At 40.2% G+C, this 16,195-nt stretch carries 14 protein-coding genes and 1 pseudogene; 11 read left to right on the forward strand and 4 right to left on the reverse strand.

Going from position 1 to position 16,195, the window contains the following annotated elements; translation table 11 throughout:
• The first annotated feature begins 123 nt into the window (after positions 1–123).
• From P8O16_RS19220 to P8O16_RS19235, 4 genes are read left to right on the forward strand one after another with little or no spacing between them, the layout of a single operon-like run.
• Entirely contained in the window at positions 124–1,350 is a 1,227-nt protein-coding gene (locus P8O16_RS19220) for a nucleoside permease (RefSeq protein ID WP_300317590.1), read from the forward strand.
• 6 nt (positions 1,351–1,356) lie between these two features.
• Positions 1,357–2,235, forward strand: a complete 879-nt coding sequence (locus tag P8O16_RS19225) for a TIM barrel protein (RefSeq protein WP_300317592.1) — start codon at positions 1,357–1,359, stop codon at positions 2,233–2,235.
• A gap of 26 nt (positions 2,236–2,261) precedes the next feature.
• The gene (locus P8O16_RS19230) at positions 2,262–3,941 is read left to right on the forward strand and encodes a GMC family oxidoreductase (protein ID WP_300317594.1); all 1,680 of its coding nucleotides are present in this window, start codon (positions 2,262–2,264) and stop codon (positions 3,939–3,941) included.
• Between the two features lie 18 nt (positions 3,942–3,959).
• Entirely contained in the window at positions 3,960–4,517 is a 558-nt protein-coding gene (locus P8O16_RS19235) for a gluconate 2-dehydrogenase subunit 3 family protein (RefSeq protein ID WP_300317597.1), read from the forward strand.
• Positions 4,518–4,586: 69 nt separating this feature from the next.
• On the opposite strand, the gene P8O16_RS19240 is transcribed toward P8O16_RS19235, so the two are convergent.
• Positions 4,587–5,240, reverse strand: coding sequence for an MCP four helix bundle domain-containing protein (locus P8O16_RS19240; protein ID WP_300317599.1), 654 nt, complete (start codon positions 5,238–5,240; stop codon positions 4,587–4,589).
• A gap of 119 nt (positions 5,241–5,359) precedes the next feature.
• On the reverse strand, positions 5,360–6,154 hold the full coding sequence (locus P8O16_RS19245) for a glycoside hydrolase family 16 protein (RefSeq protein ID WP_300317602.1): 795 nt from the start codon (positions 6,152–6,154) through the stop codon (positions 5,360–5,362).
• 125 nt (positions 6,155–6,279) lie between these two features.
• On the opposite strand from P8O16_RS19245, the gene P8O16_RS19250 reads away from it, so the two are divergent.
• A complete protein-coding gene (locus P8O16_RS19250; protein WP_300317603.1) occupies positions 6,280–7,443 on the forward strand; it encodes a homogentisate 1,2-dioxygenase in 1,164 nt (387 codons plus the stop codon).
• Positions 7,444–7,519: 76 nt separating this feature from the next.
• On the opposite strand, the gene pafA is transcribed toward P8O16_RS19250, so the two are convergent.
• On the reverse strand, positions 7,520–9,148 hold the full coding sequence (gene pafA, locus P8O16_RS19255; protein ID WP_300317604.1) for an alkaline phosphatase PafA: 1,629 nt from the start codon (positions 9,146–9,148) through the stop codon (positions 7,520–7,522).
• A 110-nt stretch (positions 9,149–9,258) separates the two neighbouring features.
• On the opposite strand from pafA, the gene P8O16_RS19260 reads away from it, so the two are divergent.
• Positions 9,259–10,860 (forward strand): aminopeptidase P family protein, encoded by a 1,602-nt coding sequence (locus P8O16_RS19260; protein WP_300317605.1) that lies wholly within the window; start codon positions 9,259–9,261, stop codon positions 10,858–10,860.
• A 160-nt stretch (positions 10,861–11,020) separates the two neighbouring features.
• A pseudogene (locus P8O16_RS19265) lies at positions 11,021–11,361 on the forward strand (GxxExxY protein).
• Between the two features lie 168 nt (positions 11,362–11,529).
• Here P8O16_RS19265 and P8O16_RS19270 read toward each other — a convergent pair.
• Positions 11,530–12,138 carry a carboxypeptidase-like regulatory domain-containing protein gene (locus P8O16_RS19270; RefSeq protein WP_300317661.1) on the reverse strand — a complete coding sequence of 203 codons (609 nt, stop codon included), beginning with the start codon at positions 12,136–12,138 and terminating at the stop codon, positions 11,530–11,532.
• Between the two features lie 151 nt (positions 12,139–12,289).
• On the opposite strand from P8O16_RS19270, the gene P8O16_RS19275 reads away from it, so the two are divergent.
• From P8O16_RS19275 to P8O16_RS19290, 4 genes are all read left to right on the forward strand, one after another.
• Entirely contained in the window at positions 12,290–12,673 is a 384-nt protein-coding gene (locus P8O16_RS19275; RefSeq protein WP_075349815.1) for a helix-turn-helix transcriptional regulator, read from the forward strand.
• Positions 12,674–12,679: 6 nt separating this feature from the next.
• Entirely contained in the window at positions 12,680–13,375 is a 696-nt protein-coding gene (locus tag P8O16_RS19280; protein WP_300317609.1) for a YjjG family noncanonical pyrimidine nucleotidase, read from the forward strand.
• 85 nt (positions 13,376–13,460) lie between these two features.
• Positions 13,461–15,095, forward strand: coding sequence for an L-glutamate gamma-semialdehyde dehydrogenase (pruA, locus tag P8O16_RS19285; RefSeq protein ID WP_300317612.1), 1,635 nt, complete (start codon positions 13,461–13,463; stop codon positions 15,093–15,095).
• Between the two features lie 210 nt (positions 15,096–15,305).
• Entirely contained in the window at positions 15,306–16,118 is an 813-nt protein-coding gene (locus P8O16_RS19290) for a hypothetical protein (RefSeq protein WP_300317643.1), read from the forward strand.
• The last annotated feature ends 77 nt before the right edge of the window (positions 16,119–16,195 follow it).

Below are 16,195 nucleotides of genomic sequence, written 5' to 3' on the forward strand. Positions count from 1 at the left end.
TTTTTCAAAATAAAATGACCTCTTTCTTCAGAAAATCAAAGGAACTGCTTAAAATACAGGAAAAAGCCCAAACTCTAAACTTTGGGAAGTACTTAACCCAATATTTACCACTAATTCAGCCCTATGAATTTAGCCACAAAGTCTCGCTTGTCTGTAATGATGTTCCTTGAATTTTTTGTTTGGGGATCTTGGTATGTGACAATGGGGACTTTCCTCGGTTCAAATTTGATGGCCAAAGACCAGGATATTTCTCTTGCTTTTTCAACCCAATCCTTTGGAGCAATCATAGCTCCATTTATAGTAGGATTAATTGCTGACAGGTATTTTCATGCGCAGCGGATCTTAGGCGTGATACATTTGATTGGAGCAGGGTTAATGTATGTGATGTACAATTCGACTGATTTTAGTGGCTTTTTTCCATTTCTGTTAGCCTACATGATTCTCTTCATGCCTACTCTGGCACTGGTAAATTCAATTTCCTTTAATCAAATGACAAATCCTGCTAAAGAGTTTTCTGTGATTCGGGTTTGGGGTACGATTGGATGGATTGCTGCGGGGTTATTGATCAGCTTTTTTGCTTGGGATAGTCAGGATGGTTTGAAAGAGGGCTTACTCCGCTATACTTGGTTGATGGCGGCTATTGTATCATTGGTTTTGGGGGTTTATAGTTTTTCACTTCCTCATACGCCTCCACAGGCGAGGACCGGTGGGAAAAGTACAATTTCAGAGATTCTAGGGCTGGATGCGCTGGCATTGTTGAAGCACAGGAACTTTGCGATCTTCTTTATTTCATCTATTCTTATCTGCATCCCATTGGCATTTTATTATCAAAATGTTAGCCCTTTCATGACCGAAATAGGGGTTGAGAATTCAACGGGAAAAATTGCTTTGGGACAAGTTTCGGAGGTTTTGTTTTTGTTAGCACTACCGATTTTCTTCACGCGATTTGGGATTAAAAAGACTTTAATCGTAGCCATGCTGGCTTGGGCAATTCGCTATGTTTTTTTCGCATTTGGAGATGCTGACGAAGGAGTTTGGATGTTGTTGATAGGAGTTCTTTTACATGGTGTTTGCTATGACTTCTTCTTTGTAAGTGGACAAATTTATACTGACTCTCATGCTGGGACTAAATTCAAATCTTCTGCACAGGGTTTAATTACCTTGGCGACCTACGGAATAGGGATGTTGATAGGTTTTTGGATAGCGGGATTAGTGTCTAATAATTTCTTAAATGTAGCAGGTAATCACGATTGGAAATCAATTTGGTTAATTCCTTCTGGTATTTCTGTCTTGGTTTTATTATTTTTCATCACTCTTTTCAAAAAAGAGAAAATAAACTCACCTCAATAAACCCTCATGACCAAACCTATTGATTCCGGAAGGAGAGATTCCTTTAAGAAAGTTCTCCTTGGAGGGGCAGCTTTCGGGGCACTTACATCCATGGATTTTAAGAAAGAAAAGCAAAACTCGCTAAAAGGAAATATCAATCATGGTGTCTGTGCTTGGTGTTTTAGGGATTACACACTCGAAGAACTTTGTATAGAAATAAAGAAAATCGGTATAAAAGGAATCGATCTTATCGGACCTGATAATTGGGAAATCCTTAAAAAGCACGGAATTTATTCTTCCATGTGTAATGGTGCTGAGATTAGCTTGGTGGATGGCTTTGGAGAGACAAAGTTTCATGATCAACTTGAAAAAAATTATGCTGAGGTGATTCCTTTGGTCGCAAAGGCAGGCTATAAAAATTTAATCTGCTTTTCTGGTAATCGGAGAGGAATGGATGATGAGACAGGGTTGAAAAACTGTCAAGCAGGTTTGGAGCGAATTATTCCTATTGCAGAAAAGCATGGAGTAATTGTTCAAATGGAACTGCTCAACAGTCGTGTGGATCACAAGGATTATTTGTGTGATAAATCTGCTTTTGGGGTTGAATTGTGTAAAAGATTGAGCAGCGATAATTTTAAGTTGCTTTTTGATATTTACCATATGCAGATCGATGAGGGCGATATCATCCGAAGCATACGAACAAATCATGAATATTTCGGTCATTATCATACAGCAGGTAACCCCGGCCGTAATGAGTTGGACGAAAATCAGGAAATCAACTATACCCCGATCATGCAGGCGATCGTGGATTCAGGATATAAGGGATACGTCTCTCATGAGTTTATTCCGAAATCTGCAGATAAAATGGGGTCATTAGCGCAGGCTGTGCAAGTCTGTGATGTATAATATTTAACAAACCAAAAAACCAATTTATGGCAAATCAATCGTACGATGCAATTGTTGTGGGGTCGGGGATTAGTGGTGGCTGGGCTGCCAAAGAGCTGACAGAGAAGGGACTGAAAGTATTGCTTCTCGAGCGTGGTCCAAATGTGGATCACATCAAAGACTATAAAACTGCTACTATCCCGCCATGGGAGGTTCCGCATAGAGGAAGAAGAACACAAGAGCAACTTGAAAATCACCCAAACCTCAGAAGAGATTATGTCTTGAATGAGTTGAATTTAGACTGGTGGGCACATGAGGACGAATCTCCATATGTGGAGGAAAAACCATTTACTTGGTTTAGAGGCTATCAAGTCGGAGGTCGTTCCCTACTTTGGGGCCGTCAGTCTTATCGATGGGCAGATATTGATTTTGAGGCAAATGCCAAAGAAGGAATCGCTGTGGATTGGCCAATCCGATACAAGGATATTGCTCCTTGGTACAGCCATGTAGAAAAGTTTGCAGGTGTTTCTGGCTCTAAGGATAATTTGGCAATTCTTCCAGATGGAGAGTTTATGCCTCCAATGCCAATGAACTGTGTAGAAAAAGATGCCGCTGCACGGATTAAAGAACATTATAAGGATGCCCGAACTTGGACTATTGGTAGACCGGCGAATATCACTCAACCACTTCCTGGACGTCCAGGATGTCAATATCGAAATAAATGTTCATTGGGTTGTCCATTTGGTGGATACTTCAGTACTCAAGCTTCAACATTACCTGCGGCAGTAGCTACAGGAAATTTAACGCTGAGACCTTGGTCGATCGTAAGAAGGTTGATTTATGACAAAGACACGCAGAAAGCTACTGGTGTAGAAGTGCTTGACGCGGAGACAAATCAGACTGTGGAGTATGATGCAAAAATCATTTTCCTTTGTGCTTCTTCATTCAACTCGTCTGCAATTTTAATGAGAACTGCAACTGATATTTGGCCAGGTGGATTGGGATCAAGCTCTGGAGAATTAGGTCATAACGTCATGGACCATCATTTCCGACTTGGTGCAAATGGACAAATAGATGGCTATGAAGACAAATATTACTTTGGTCGAAGACCAACCGGACTTTATATTCCAAGATTCCGAAATCTTAATGGAGAAAAAAGAGATTACTTAAGAGGTTTTGGATATCAAGGTGGGGCAAGTAGAAGCGGCTGGAACAGAGATGTCGCTGAGCTTAATTTTGGAGCTCCGATGAAAGAAGCTCTGACTGAGCCAGGACCATGGAGCATTGGTTTCACTGCATTCGGAGAGATTCTTCCTTATCATGAGAATACGGTCAAGTTAAGCGATACCGTCAAAGATAAGTGGGGTATGGAGGCTTTGGTCATGAATGCAGAGATCAAGGAAAATGAAATCAATATGCGAAAAGACATGATGGCTGATGCAGCCGAAATGCTTGAGGTAGCAGGTTTTAAAAATGTAAAAACCTTCGATGCTGGATATACTTTTGGTCAAGGAATCCATGAAATGGGGACTGCTAGAATGGGTCGTGATCCAAAAACTTCTGTTTTAAATGGGAACAACCAGGTTTGGGATGCGAAAAATGTATTTGTAACTGATGGTGCCTGTATGACTTCTGCAGCTGCGCAGAATCCATCTTTAACCTATATGGCTTTGACAGCTCGTGCGGCGGCTTTCGCAGTGGATGAATTGAAAAAGCAAAACCTTTAATCCAAAAAAGAAAAGACTATGGCTATGAATAGAAGAGACGCACTTAAAAGCGTCATGGTAATGATGGGAGGAACGATGGTCGGTTCTACGGCTATCCTGACAGGATGTGCTCCCGAGCAGCAAATCGAAGGTCTAAACTTCAGCCCCGAGGACATTGCTTTTTTGGATGAGATAGGTGACACGATCATTCCAGAGACAGATACACCAGGTGCAAAAGCTACTGGCATTGGAGCCTTTATGGTGATGATGGTGAAAGATACCTATGATGCTGAGCAGCAAAAGACTTTTGTAGATGGGTTAAATTCGATTCGAAAAGACTTCAAATCTACCAAAGGTTCTGATTTCGTAGAAGCTTCGGCTGAAGATCGATTAGCTTACCTGAATGGCATGTATGAACAATATAAGACCAGTAAAGGCGGAGAGGCTAAAGTGATCAATATGCTTAGAGACCTTACTGTCTTGGGTTATTTCTCCTCAGAGATTGGGGCGACTCAGGCACTTAATTACGTAGAGGTTCCTGGTAGATTCGATCCTTGTATTCCTTGGAATGAAGGAGACAAAGCTTACGCGATCTAAAATCTCTAGTACTTGTTAGAAGTAAAAAACCTGCCGGAATTATAACTGGCAGGTTTTTTTGTGAGATTTTTATTGATCTGTTTCTTCTTTGGAACTGAAATTTTTGAAAAGTAATAAATAAAGTACGATCAAAATAAGTAGCAACAAGGCGACCTCAAATTGAGCCCAGATTTGGGAGCGATTAATCAAAGATTTGGCTTTTCCCATCACTTTCTTACCTTCCGAAAGCTGTATGTCAGAAAGCCCTTCTAAATCTTTTCGAGCTCGGGAAATCTTTTCGTCATAGCTTTTGACTTGTTCGATATTTACCCCTGAAGAGTCAGAATACAATAATTCATAACTCTTTATGTTCAAGTCGTTCTGTATGATTTCTTTGAAGTCGCTTAGATATTCAGCCTCTTCTTCAGTCAATTTTGTGTTTTCAAATTCAGCAATGATATCCAGAATTTCATTTTCACTGGTTGTGATTTCATCAATAATATTGCTGTAGTCATAGTCCAGATCACAGTGATCTATTAATTCCTGAATATTGAAAAGGTTTTCAGAAATATCAAAAATGTATCCTTTCACCACTAATCGATCATCATATACTTCCGAAAAGGCGCGACTGATCTCTTTGAAGGAAGAACGTTCGATTAAGTTTTTGGCGTAAATCAGTAATAGTAAAAAGCTTATGATCACCAGTGCTCTGATTTTTTTGCGTTTACTTACCGAATCCTGCATGTCTTGTTTGTTTTGCTAACTGTTTTTGTATTTCTAATAAATAACCTTTGGGAGATAATCCCAAACAAATCACTGATTCCTTTTGGTTTTATTTAGCAAATCTAATCGAGATTTAAATTTTAGAATGGTTTTTCGGAATAAACCCGAACATAATCTATTTCCATTCTTTGTGGCCAAATAGAAGTGTCGACTCCTTTTTGACCTCCCCAGTTCCCACCAACAGCGATATTTAAAATCAAGTGGAATGGGTGATCAAATGGCCATTCGGCGGTGCTTTTCTCTGAATTTTCAAATGTGAAATACAAGGCATTATCAATGTAAAAGTCAATTTTGTCACTTTTCCAATCGATCGCATAAGTATGAAATTCAGTATTGAAATCAGGAATTGATTTTACCTCACCCACATCTGTCCCGATGGAATGGTTGAAAGCCTCAGTATGCACCGTGCCATGGATTACGGAAGGATCAAAGCCTACATGCTCCATGATATCAATCTCACCACTTTTTGGCCAACGGCCATAAGGGTTCGTTTCAGAAAGCATCCAGATTGCAGGCCATGTGCCGACGCCTTCTGGGAGTTTTGCTTTTATTTCAAAATACCCATAAGTCCATGCTGCTTTTCCTTTGGTGACCAGCCTTGCTGAAGTATATCCTTTTGCTTTGGAAGGGTCTGCATGCGCCTCAATAATTAATTTCCCGTTTTCTATACGAACATTTTTTAATTCATCCGTATAGTATTGAAGTTCATTATTTCCCCATCCATGATCCCCGATATTGTAGCTCCATTTAGCTGGATCCGGCGAACCATCCTGCTCAAACTCATCAGCCCAAATTAGTTTCGCTGGAGTTTTTTGCTGTGCTACCAAAGGAATAGAACTGATCATAAAGAAAAGGAGAAAGGAAAGATTTTTCATGGGGGCCAATTTATAAAAACTTAATTAGAAGCACACTGTTGGAATAAGACTAGCAATTGAATAAAAAGGAATTTCAGTCCTGAATCATTATTTGTAATTTAGCGAAGCATATAAACCCAATTCAAATGGCATATTATCATCGACTCGGAGCGATTCCACCAAAGCGTCATACACAATTCCGCCAGCCTGATGGCAGTCTTTACAAAGAAGAACTGGTGAGTTCCAAAGGTTTCTCTGGAATCTATTCCACCTTGTACCATATCTATAACCCAAATGAAGTAAAGTCAATTGGGACACCCAAGCCCTTTGATTGGCAAATCGCTAAAGCGCATGGATTAAATCAAACGCATCTCAAAACTTCTGGGGTAGAAATTACAGGTGAAGACTATTTGAGCGCTCGGAGAATTCTGATGATGAATAGTGATGTGATGATGGGGATTTGCACACCAAAAAATCGGAAGATGGATTACTTCTTCAAAAATGCTGACGGTGATGAACTGATCTACATTCATGATGGAGAAGGAGTGATGTATTCCCAATTTGGCGTATTGGAAGTGAAAAAGGGTGACTATGTTGTAATTCCAAGGACGACAATTTATCGTTTTGAATTTAAAGAAGAAGGACCTCTGCGATTATTGGTGATCGAGTCAAAAGGACCTATTGAAACGGTAAAACGTTATCGTAATGAAGTGGGGCAATTGTTGGAGCATTCACCCTACTGTGAGCGAGACATTCGGACTCCTAATGAATTGAAGATTGAGAAAGAGAAGGGAGATTACCTCGTTCAGATTAAAAAACAAGGAATGCTTCATCAATATACGTATGGACATAGTCCTTTGGATATCGTGGGATGGGATGGGTATTTATATCCTTATGCACTTTCAATTTTTGATTTCGAACCGATTACGGGACGAATCCATCAGCCACCTCCAGTACACCAGACTTTCCAAGCTTGGGGTTTTGTGATTTGCTCCTTTGTGCCGAGACTTTTTGATTACCATCCACTTGCTATTCCGGCACCATACAATCATTCCAATATTGATTCCGATGAAGTATTGTATTACGCAGAGGGAGAATTCATGAGCAGAAAGGGAATCGACCGAGGTTCATTTACGATTCACATGGGAGGGTTGCCGCATGGACCTCATCCTGGAACAGTGGAAAAATCCATTGGTGCCAAAGAAACGCACGAATATGCAGTAATGTTGGATACATTCAAGTCATTAGAAATCACCACTGATGCCTTGGAGTTTGTCGATGAAAAATATCCAATGAGCTGGACGGAGTAGAATCTGTCAAAATGAAAATCAAAAAAGCCCAGAATTGATAGAATTCTGGGCTTTTTTGATAATTAATAAATTTTGATCAATTCGTTATTTCCAAAATCGGCTGACCGGTAGCTCCATTTGGTAGTCGGATTCCAAGCATCATCGAAAGGGTAGGAGCAATGTCTGTGACTGTCGTATACCTTGAGCTTGATCCTGGTTTTACATTCCATCCATAGAATAGAATGGGAACATGCGTATCGTAGGTGAAACTAGTGCCATGAGAAGTTCCTCTTGCTCCACCTGTCAACCAGCCTGGCTCTAAGATTAACAGGAGATTTCCTGAAGCTTTATGATTAAAACCGTTTTGAAGTAAGTGAGCTCTTCCTTCTTCAAAAGCAGAAGTTTTCATCGTAGTTCCAGTGTAAACTTCTTTGATCCCTCTGAATCGCAGAAGGAATCTTGCAAGCTCTTCTTCGATATCATCAATATTCACATCCTTGTCACGCGCAAGTTTTTCATTCAGGAATACCTGCTCGTTGGAAACATTTAGAATCCAATCTCCTTCACCGTATTGAGCTGCCATATAGCCTTTGAGTTGACCAGTGATATAGGAAGTGTTTAGATTTCCTGCAGGGACATTTTCAGACTCCATATATGTAGCAACATCAGCCACTCCATGGTCTGCAGTAAGGAAAATCAAGTATTGACCTTTCCCGATAGTCTCATCTAAGTAGCTAAGCAATTTAGCCATCTCTTGATCCAATCTTAAGTAATTGTCTTCCAGTTCAACGGAAGTCGGACCAAATCTATGACCGATATAATCAGGGGAAGAAAAACTTACAGCCAGGAAATCTGTATCATTTCCTTTGCCCAGATTTTCACCTTCAATAGCTGCTATCGCAAAGTCAAGAGTAAGTGAATTTCCAAAAGGAGTGGAGGCTATTAAGCCTGGGCCACCGTTGTTCTCGCGAAGTTCGGAAAGATTGTAAGGAAAAGTAGGGGTGTCTTTTCCTATAAATGGGGCTTCAAATTCATTGTCATCCGCAATGCTTTGCTTGTATGTGGAGATGGGATAAAGTGTTTCCCAGGTTTGTTTCAAATAAGAATCAGCAAGCTTTTTTGAGTTAAAAGAATTAACCCAAGCAGGTAACTCAGCATGGTAATAGCTGGAAGTCATGAACTCCCCATTTTCACTGTCAAACCAATATGCATCCCCTAAATGTCCCGCAGGCAAACTTGCACCTCGGTCTTTTATGGCAATTCCAACCACTTTTGATCGCTTATTAGTTGAAAATCGTAATTCATCGGTTATCGTTGTGGTTAGAAGATTTCTAGGGCTGATTTGCCCATTTCCTGGAGTTCCTCCAACATTTGTAACCGTTGAATCACCAGCACAATAAATTGATTTACCGGTACTTTTTACATACCAGCTATTGCTTATTATGCCATGGGTCGCTGGCGTTGTGCCAGTGTAGACCGAAGCATGGCCAGGTCCGGTATAGGTTGGTATGTAGTTATAATGTCCATTTTTCATCATAAAGCCGTCATTTATAAGCCTTTTGAATCCATCTTGACTATACCGATCTGCATATTTGAAGAGGTAATCTTGGCGCATTTGATCGACCACGATTCCGACAATAAGTTTTGGTTTACCGGGGTTGGTTTGTGCTGAAGTAGGGCCAAAAAAGACCAACAATAGGATGAAAATTCCCCAAATTCTTTTCATAATTCGATTTGTTTAGATTCTCAAAGATAACGATCTGTACCAATCATTGGATTAACACTTTGTTAAATGGCTAAAAGATGAGACATTGGAACGATTTAATTCTTCTTATTATGAAAAAACTATTTTGGACTTTATTATTTCTTTCGATTTCATTTGTTGGTTTACCTCAATCTTTTTTTGAAGGAGGGCTCACTTCCGATTGGCATCAAAGCCGAAGAGATGAATTGAGAAAATTGATGCCTGCCAATACAGTAGCAGTTTTCTTTAACAATCCTGTGAAAAACAGGACCAATGATGTGGATTACATTTACCATCCTGATACTGATTTTTTTTACCTCACAGGGTTCAGAGAACCTAATGCGGTACTGGTCCTTTTTAGCGAAAAGCGAGAAATAAACGGGGAATTGGCAGATGAAATAATATTCGTGCAAGAGCGTGATCCTCGTGCCGAGATGTGGAATGGAAAACGTCTTGGACAAGAAGGAGCAATAGAAAAGTTGGGTTTCAAGCAGGCTCTCCTCAATTCTGATTTTGCCGAAAAATCAGGAATAAAACCTGAAGACTTTGATCGAATTTTTACTTTTAGTCTTTCTCAAGGCATAGAAGAGAGTAACTCTAATCGTCCCTTAATTACGATGATTAATGATTTTAAATCAGCCACTTCCTATCCCGATAAATATACCGAAGCCAGTGCTCAAATCTATGATATGATCAAGAAGTCTGATCTTGAAAATTCAGAGCGAGTGGTGCAAATGATCACTAGGTTTTCCCGACAATACCCGGAAATGCTCGAAGATCCAGCGATCAACTCGTACATGAAGGCAGATTCTCCGGAAAAAAGAATGGCCGCCAAAGCAGAAATCCCTGAGCAGAAAGTGGATATATCATCCCTTTCTCAAATGATGGATGTGCTTCGTGAAGTGAAAACACCTGAGGAAATAGCGCTTTTAAAGAAAGCTGTAAAAATCTCTGCAATTGGACAAATCGAAGTGATGAAAGCTGCTAAGCCAGGAATGTCGGAGCGGGAAATTCAGGGGGTTCATGAATTTATCTACAAAAGGTATGGTGCCGAAGATTTAGGCTATCCGTCGATCGTAGGTGGAGGAAATAATGGATGTATTTTGCATTATATCGAGAATGATAAACGAAGCGTAAACGATCGTTTACTTCTCATGGACCTAGGAGCAGAGTGGAAAGGTTATACCGCGGATGTTACTCGGACAATCCCTATAAGCGGCAAATTTAATGAGGAAGAAAGGGCTATTTATGAACTTGTCTATCAAGCTCAAGAAGCCGGGATAGCACTTTGCAAGCCGGGGGCAAGTTTTTCTGAAATAGATGCAGCCGGAAGAAAAATCATCAACGATGGGCTTGTCAACTTGGGGATTATCAAAGCTGGAGAAAAACACAACTACTTCCCACATGGTACGAGCCATCATCTTGGGTTGGATGTCCACGATCGTGGAGTCCGAGGTGCTGCCTTAAAAGAGGGAGTGGTATTAACAGTCGAGCCTGGGATCTATATTCCTGAGGGAAGTAACTGCGATCCAAAGTGGTGGGGAATAGCGGTCCGAATCGAGGATGATATCTTGGTTACAAAGGACGGCCCGATAAATCTATCTGGTGATGCTCCCAGATCAATTGCTGCTATTGAGCAGATGATGAAGATTCCGAGTGTATTGGAGAATTGGGTGTTGCCAGAGATTGATTAATAATACAAAGCTCGCAGCGACCCAACGGCGCTACGAATGAGGTGAAAATGATTTTGATAGTCTTACTTGTAAATTTTTTAAAAGGGAAAATTTTTCAGTTCTTAAATACTTACTTTTTATGGAAAAAACTGAGAATGAACTCGCAACTCTAATTTTAGATATGGCATTTTACATTCATCGAGAGTTGGGACCAGGCTTGCTCGAGTCCATTTATGAAAGAGTTCTAATTCATGAATTAAAAAAGTCAGGTTTAGAAGTAGAGAATCAAGTCTCATTGCCACTCCAGTGGGATGGGATAGTATTTGAAAAAGGTTTTAGGGCGGATATAATTGTTGACAAAAAAGTGATAATCGAATAAAGTCTGTCCAAGTAATAGCTCCAGTGCACCTTAAGCAACTCATGACTTACTTAAGACTTACAAAAGTTAAACTTGGCCTTTTGATTAACTTCAATGAAGCGTTATTAAAATATGGGATAAAGCGAATCGTAAACGGACTATGAAAAGTTAGCTTAGACCGAGAAAAACATCCCACGAAATCGCTAAGCTGAGAATAATTGAACCACTACCAAGCATGGAGTCTAGTTTCAATGATTTCGTTTAAACCTCGAAATCCAATTCGCTGTGCCGCTGCATCGCCGCGAGCAAATAAATCACCACAAAAAGAAATATCAATCCCTTTTCTTTAAATCTCCCCGCTTAATTGATCGGATAAATTGGGACCAGGCAAATGGATCAAGAAGGCGAAGTGGTCTAGGGCCGTATAGATCTTGATTTTGAAGCATTTGACCTTGTTGGAAATATCGGAAGTTTTCGTTGCTAGATGCCGGCATACTCTCAGCCCAACGGAGAAGCATCTCCGGGCTCATATTTGCCCGACTGATAGACATTGGGTCCACTACGTTCATTGCTATTACTGCCTGCTTAAACTCGGCCTCGGTAGGGTAGGGCATGACTTCAATTTCTGCCAACGCTATTTCATCCACTTCCATGGTAAGAATCAAACTGATCCGGTCATTCTCAACTGTTTCAGGAACTTTAAAAGTTTGCTTTTTCAAACCTATAAAGGAAAACACAATACTATCACCTTCTAATACAGGCATGGAAAAATATCCAAATCTTCCGGAGCTGGTTCCTCTTCCTTTTTTAGGAACGTAAATATTTACACCTGCTACAGCGTCTGTGCTGTCAGAATTTAAGACGATTCCGGAGAGCTGAATTACCTTTCTTTCCTTTTGATCTTGAGCATTTACAAAATGGACAGATAAAAAGAATCCCAAAAGGAAAACGAGGAGCGATTTATAACAAAATGAAGTCTTCACAGATAAATTAACTAAATGGACGGCCGATGGTTGTCTTTTATGATGCGATAATACCCTAATTTCGGGTGAATTTTTATTTTCATTGCATAAACTGCGTTAAAACTTACTAATGCGATTAAAAAATATCAGTTTAAACTACGGGCTTAGAATCTTCAAAGCCCTCTCAGAAGAGCCTAGGGTGAGGATTTTTCATCTTTTGATGAATAATAAAGAATTGTCGATCTCTGACTTCGAATTGATTCTGGATTTCACCCAAACCAAAACCAGCAGGCATCTTATCTCTTTGAAAAATGCAGGCTTGCTAGGAAGTCGTAGAGTGGACCAATGGGTCTTCTATTATATTTTGGAAGAATATCTCGAAATCATTCAGCAGATTTTCAAGTTTATCCAAAAGGATCCGAGTCTAATCCGGGATCAGGAGACTTTTGAAATCCTGAAATCCAATCGTGAACTTGCCATTAATAAAATTCAGAATAACCAATACCGTCGCTAATTACCCTTGAAAACTTACCAACACATCTTCTTCGATCTGGATCATACGCTTTGGGACTATGACCGAAATGTCACCGAATCACTTTCCGAGCTTTACCACCACTATGATTTATTGGGCTTGGGAATTCCCACTTTTCAGAACTTCTTTGATTCATTTCATCATATCAACTACCAGCTTTGGGATTGGTATAACGTAGGAAAGATCGATAAAGAAAATCTTCGAAAAGAGCGGTTCCGGATGATTTTTGAGCATGCTGGGGCATCACCTGACGGAATTCCATTGCCTTTTGAAGAGGATTTTATGCATAGAACTTCATCCAAATCTCATGTTTTTCCCTACACATTTGAGATTTTGAATTACCTCCAAGGCAAATACAAGCTACATATTATCACAAATGGATTTGATGAGTCGCAGGCTAAGAAAATCAATTCTGCGAAACTTGGGTCTTATTTTGACTTGATCGTGACTTCGGAGACGACCGGACACAAAAAGCCTGACACACGAATTTTTCATCATACTGTTGAAAAACTAGGAACAAGACATGAGCATTGCTTGATGATCGGGGATAACCCAAATTCAGATATACTGGGTGCTATTAATGCAGGAATTGATCAAGTCTATTTTAATCCCGAAGGAAAGCAAATTGAGCTTCAACCTACTTACACAATTGCCCATTTGAGGGAATTGGAAGCCTTACTTTAAGTCCTTTTGTTACCAAAATCACTAGCCAAATAATCCCCTTTCCTTATCTTTGGCCCAAACAGAAATCAAATAAACTCCAAATATCATGTTAAAAGGATTTTTCAATGTGCCGATTCCAATTAATGAACCGGTGAAAGGATACGTTCCTGGAAGCCCTGAGCGAAAGGAATTACAGGCTGCTCTGAAAGAAGCGAGAGCAACACAAATCGATGTGCCAATGTATATCGGTAGCGATGAAGTGCGAACTGGAAATACTAAATCCATGTCCCCACCTCATGATCATCAGCATATCTTGGGACATTTTCATGAAGGGGATGCATCTCATGTGGAGCAAGCAATCAATGCAGCTTTAGGAGCAAAACATGCCTGGGAAAATATGGCATGGGAACAAAGAGCTGCGATCTTCCTGAAGGCTGCGGATTTACTTGCTGGTCCTTATCGTGCTAAAATCAACGCTGTAACAATGCTTGGTCAATCCAAAAATGCGATGCAGGCTGAGATCGATGCGGCATGTGAGTTAATCGATTTCCTTCGGTTCAATGTTAAATATATGACCGAGATCTATGCTCAGCAACCTCCGGTTTCTGGAAATGGAGTGTGGAATCGCGTAGAGCAACGACCATTGGAAGGATTCGTTTTTGCCTTGACTCCATTCAACTTCACAGCCATTGCCGGAAACCTGCCTACTTCTGCCGCCATGATGGGAAATACAATTGTTTGGAAACCAGCATACACTCAGATCTATTCTGCAAATGTACTGATGCAGGTATTCAAAGAAGCTGGTGTCCCGGATGGCGTGATCAACTTGATCTATGTGGATGGACCGACAGCTGGTGATATTATTTTCAACCACCCCGATTTTGCTGGGATTCACTTTACAGGTTCAACCGGAGTATTCCAGCATATCTGGAAGACCATCGGAGGAAATATTCACAAGTATAAATCTTACCCAAGGATCGTCGGAGAGACTGGTGGAAAGGATTTTGTGATCGCTCATAAGTCGGCAAACCCAAAAGCGGTTGCCGTAGGTTTGGTTAGAGGAGCTTTTGAATATCAGGGACAGAAATGTTCTGCCGCTTCTAGAGCATATATCCCATCTAATATTTGGGAAGATGTGAAGAAATATATGCTGGAAGATCTTGCTACTATGACCGTGGGTGGAACAGAAGATTTTACCAACTTTATCAATGCGGTAATTGATGAGAAGGCTTTTGATAAAATTTCGAATTACATCACTAAAGCAAAGGAAGCTGAAGGTGTTGAAATCATTTCCGGAGGTAACTTTAATAAATCAGAAGGTTACTTTATCGAGCCGACCGTCATATTGACTCAAGATCCGATGTACACAACGATGTGTGAAGAGATCTTCGGTCCTGTATTGACTATCTATGTTTACAATTCGGAGCACTTTGAAGAAGCATTGGAATTGGTTGATCAGACTTCGCCTTATGCCTTGACAGGAGCAATATTCTCTCAGGATCGCTATGCCGTAGAATTGGCTACGCAAAAGCTAAAGAATGCAGCAGGGAATTTCTACATAAATGACAAGCCGACCGGCGCAGTAGTAGGACAGCAGCCATTTGGTGGAGCAAGAGCTTCAGGAACAAATGACAAAGCCGGTTCCATGATCAACTTGCTACGTTGGGTTTCTCCACGTACCATCAAGGAGACATTTGTTTCTCCAGAGGATTATAGATATCCTTTTTTGGGAAAAGATTGATCTTTTAGACCTTCGAGTCCCGATACTTTTCGGGACTCGAAGGTCTTGAGCATCTTTCTTTGAATAGAATAAAACCTTCGAGGAGATTTTTCGCTACGTTGTAGCTCACAGTCACACCTCAAAGATTAACTAAAGCCCCGATTTTAGATTCGGGGCTTTTTTGATTTTAAAATTATCTTTAGATTTAGTTATATTTTGAAAATCCCGTAAATGAAAATACTATTACTAATTGCCGTTCTACTTTTTACTTTCTCCTGTGCAGAGAAAAGCTCGGAAGAAATCTATCAGGGGAAATTGGAGGAGTTTTTTGAAGGGGATTTCATCCTGGAAAAGGATTCTGCTACCACAAATATTAATTTACAAAAAACGATCAGTTACAATGGGGAGAGATTTTTTGTATCTCGAGAGGATCAGGGATACAGCCTTTTTAGTGTTGAATCTGGTAAAAAGGAGTTTTCCTTTAAGATCCCAAAAGAGGGCCCACTTTCCCTTAAAGGTCATGCGATAGCCTATCAAGTTTTTGACGACAATGAATTTGTAGCTGTCAGTTCTCAGGGAAATGTAAAACAATACATTGATGGTATGCAGGTAAAGGAAATGAATTTGGATTGGACTGAATACCAAGAGCGGATGCTAATCCAAATGTCAGATCTGGGGGAGAATTTTAGGAAAATAGACTCAAATAGATACCAACTGATCAATAATCCCTTTGATATTTTCGATGAAGAAAAGAGTGTAGATCTTAATTATCGTAAATGGGTAGTTGAATTTGATCTGGAGAAAGGATGGGTTTGTGCTTCCGATTTTACAGCACCATTGGGAGAGGAGTTTTCCCACAGTGCCTCCGCCTCATCTGTCATTACAGTATATAATGATCAGAGGGACGAGTTTTATCTGATTTTTGCGCCATCTGATACGCTATTTCAAATCCAGAATTGTAAGGTCATTAGAAAAATAGCTCTTAAAAGTAATACTGAATTTAAATTTTTATGTATATCCGCAAAGATGCCAGTAGCCAAATAAGTTAGAAGTGACAGCCAGTGACAATCGCTTTCTTGCGATCTTAACGGGTACTAAATTAGGTCAAAATAAACGGTTTT

Origin of the sequence: Algoriphagus sp. (assembly GCF_029254265.1) — a bacterium.
In the GTDB taxonomy this organism is placed as follows: domain Bacteria; phylum Bacteroidota; class Bacteroidia; order Cytophagales; family Cyclobacteriaceae; genus Algoriphagus.

What these genes read in the sequence shown, in the direction of transcription:
- P8O16_RS19250 (WP_300317603.1), top strand. Translation starts at nt 6,280, where the DNA reads ATGGCATATTATCATCGACTCGGAGCGATTCCACCAAAGCGTCATACA.
- P8O16_RS19220 (WP_300317590.1), top strand. Translation starts at nt 124, where the DNA reads ATGAATTTAGCCACAAAGTCTCGCTTGTCTGTAATGATGTTCCTTGAA.
- P8O16_RS19240 (WP_300317599.1), bottom strand. Translation starts at nt 5,240, where the DNA reads ATGCAGGATTCGGTAAGTAAACGCAAAAAAATCAGAGCACTGGTGATC.
- P8O16_RS19225 (WP_300317592.1), top strand. Translation starts at nt 1,357, where the DNA reads ATGACCAAACCTATTGATTCCGGAAGGAGAGATTCCTTTAAGAAAGTT.
- P8O16_RS19260 (WP_300317605.1), top strand. Translation starts at nt 9,259, where the DNA reads ATGAAAAAACTATTTTGGACTTTATTATTTCTTTCGATTTCATTTGTT.
- pafA (WP_300317604.1), bottom strand. Translation starts at nt 9,148, where the DNA reads ATGAAAAGAATTTGGGGAATTTTCATCCTATTGTTGGTCTTTTTTGGC.
- P8O16_RS19235 (WP_300317597.1), top strand. Translation starts at nt 3,960, where the DNA reads ATGGCTATGAATAGAAGAGACGCACTTAAAAGCGTCATGGTAATGATG.
- pruA (WP_300317612.1), top strand. Translation starts at nt 13,461, where the DNA reads ATGTTAAAAGGATTTTTCAATGTGCCGATTCCAATTAATGAACCGGTG.
- P8O16_RS19245 (WP_300317602.1), bottom strand. Translation starts at nt 6,154, where the DNA reads ATGAAAAATCTTTCCTTTCTCCTTTTCTTTATGATCAGTTCTATTCCT.
- P8O16_RS19275 (WP_075349815.1), top strand. Translation starts at nt 12,290, where the DNA reads ATGCGATTAAAAAATATCAGTTTAAACTACGGGCTTAGAATCTTCAAA.
- P8O16_RS19290 (WP_300317643.1), top strand. Translation starts at nt 15,306, where the DNA reads ATGAAAATACTATTACTAATTGCCGTTCTACTTTTTACTTTCTCCTGT.
- P8O16_RS19230 (WP_300317594.1), top strand. Translation starts at nt 2,262, where the DNA reads ATGGCAAATCAATCGTACGATGCAATTGTTGTGGGGTCGGGGATTAGT.